Consider the following 2,236-nt stretch of genomic DNA (forward strand, 5'->3'; position numbering starts at 1 on the left):
GGCCGGCACCGGCCGACAGGCCCGGCCACACGCGCGTCGCGCGGGCCAGCCGCACCGCGTAGTCGAGCACCTTGTCGTCGACGCGGATGAACGACACCAGGCGCTGCAGCGCGAGCACCGAGCGCTCGTCCAGCCGCGGCGCGATCGCGTCGAGCGGCAGCTGGTCGCCGGCCAGCTGCTCGGTGGTGCGGCGCACGATCGCGGTCTCCTCGTCCTGCGACGGGTAGCCGATGTCGATCTTGAACAGGAAGCGGTCGAGCTGCGCCTCGGGCAGCGGGTAGGTGCCCTCGGTGTCGACCGGGTTCTGCGTCGCGAGCACCATGAACGGCTTGTCCAGCGGCAGCGTCTGGCCCTCGATCGTCACCTGGTACTCCTGCATCACCTCCAGCAGCGAGCTCTGCGTCTTGGCCGGCGCGCGGTTGATCTCGTCGGCCAGCAGCAGGTTGGTGAAGACCGGCCCGCGGTGCACGCGCAGCGCGCCGACCGGCGAGCCCGCCTCGGCGCGCGCCTCCAGCACCGCATGGCCGGTGATGTCCGACGGCATCAGGTCGGGCGTGAACTGCACGCGTGCGTAGTTCAGCGACAGCGACTTTGCCAGCGTGCGCGCGAGCAGCGTCTTGCCGAGGCCGGGCACGCCTTCGATCAGCACGTGGCCGCTGGCCATCAGCGCGACCAGGCACTGATCCACCGCCTGCTGCTGGCCGACGACGGCCTTGCCGACCTCGCTGCGCAGTTCGTTCAGCAGCTCGGCGGCACGGGTCAGGTCGGTGGGTTTGATCTGCATGGAGGGTCCTCAGGAAGCGGTGTGCGGTGCGCGCCCGGCCGAAGCCTGCAAACGGCGGCGCGCGGTTTCCAACAGTTCGAGCACGGGCGGCAGGTCGATGCGGCGGCGCGGGATGCCGCGGTCGAGCGCGAGGCCGAGCGCCGCAGCGTCCAGCCCGGTCAGCTTCGCGATCGCCGAGGCGCGGGCGCTGCGCTCGAGTTCGTCGTAGCGCATCACGTGCAGGCGCGCGGTCTCGTCGAGCGCACGCACCTGCGCCGCGTGCAGGCCGAGCGGGCCGTGGCGCCACAGGAAGCGCGCGGTGCCGGTGACCTGCTCGACCATCGAGCGGCGGCCGGGCGGCGTCGGCACCGTCAGCGGGCCGAAGCGCGGCGCGGCGCGCCAGCCGGCCAGCAGCAGCGCGAGGCCCGCGAGCAGCAGCGCCGCCGCGCCGGCGCGCCAGAGCCAGCTCGTCAGCGGCGTGCGCGATTCCTGGTCGATGATCCACAGCCGCTGCCCCTGGCGCAGCTGCAGCGCGGCGGCGGCGATCAGGCCGTTGTCGCCGCGCGTCAGCGCCCGGTTGCCGCGCAGGTCCCAGCCGGCCAGCACGGTGACGCTGCCGCGGCCGTGCGGCACGCGCAGCACCTCGATGCCGCTCTCGGCGTCGAGCTGCCAGGCCGCAGGCCCCTTGGCCTGGATGCGCGGCCACGGCGGGTGGGCGCAACTCATGAAGCGGCGCGACGGCGGGAAGGCCGGCGCCACGGAATCTGGCTCGGCCACCGAGCGGCACGGCGGGCCTTCCTGCAGCTGCTTGATGATGCGCTTCACGTCGGGCGAGCTACCGGCCGCCGGGCGCGAGGCCTGCGCCGCGGGCACGGCAGGTGCCTCCTCGTCCTCGTCGTCATCCTCGTCGTCCGGTTCTTCCTTCGTGCGCACACCCGATGCCGCGTGCGGCGCCGCCGGCTTGACAGGCTTGACGACGCGCACCGGCAGCCAGCCGCCGAGCTCCGACTCGGCGAGGTCGGTGGCCGGCACCACCAGCTGCCCGCCGTCGGCCACCCAGTCGCGCAAGCGCTCGCCGCGACCGGGGAAGATGCCCCACTGCCAGGTCGCGAGGTAGACGGTGGCGCCGGCCGGCGGCATCTGCGCCAGGTCGGTCGGCCGCTCGACCGTCGCACCGAGCCGGCGCGCCAGGTCTTCCAGCGCGAGCATGTCGTTCTTCGCGGCCTCGGGCGACGGTGGCTTCGGCACGTCGACCTCGACCCACTCGGTGCACGACGCGAGCCACAGCAGGCCGCCGACCAGCACGGCGGCGATGCCGGCGCGCAGCAGGTTGTCGCGGGTCAGCAGCGTCATGCGGCCTCCGCCACCGGGGCCGGCGCCTGCAGGCGCGCGTCGAACTCGCTGCACAGCGCCAGCACCTCGTCGGTCTGCGGCAGCCGCGCGCCGTACACCGCGAGCTGCCACGCGCCGACC

Annotated in this window: 2 protein-coding genes; both read right to left on the minus strand. The window is 74.1% G+C overall.

Annotated elements, in window-relative coordinates:
- Positions 1–784 (minus strand): AAA family ATPase (locus tag AC1DXV_RS33965; protein ID WP_477937968.1); only part of this gene is annotated, 784 nt, incomplete at its 3' end.
- A 9-nt stretch (positions 785–793) separates the two neighbouring features.
- Entirely contained in the window at positions 794–2,116 is a 1,323-nt protein-coding gene (locus AC1DXV_RS33970) for a DUF4350 domain-containing protein (protein WP_477937969.1), read from the minus strand.
- Positions 2,117–2,236 lie beyond the last annotated feature (120 nt).

The sequence above is a fragment of the Rhizobacter sp. P3_C12 genome (assembly GCF_056402735.1).